We start from the raw sequence: 255 nt of genomic DNA, 5'->3' as shown, positions 1-255 counted from the left end.
CAATACGCCTTTTTCCAATGGTGACTTGAGTGCGAAGCAAGCGGCCTCTACTTGATGGGGGTTCATGTCGACTCGAGAGGAGGCAACAGTCTGTGAAATACGGTTTTGCTGGTTGGTTGATTGCGTCAGCCAATAGGCGAAGTAGGTACCCTGATGCTCGCTAAAGAGGGAGTGAGAGCCGGAGTTTTCTTGCTGGTTTTGGCTACTGGTTTCCATAACTGAATCAATATCCGTTGCGACTGCGAGGTGTACTGG

General features: G+C 50.2%; 1 pseudogene. It reads right to left on the bottom strand.

The features are described from left to right. Positions 1 to 216, bottom strand: a pseudogene (locus tag Q4563_RS21085) (hypothetical protein); the annotation flags it as partial. Positions 217 to 255: the final 39 nt, after the last annotated feature.

It is taken from the genome of Gilvimarinus sp. 1_MG-2023, from assembly GCF_030548285.1.
This window is presented reverse-complemented; position numbering and strand designations above follow the sequence as displayed.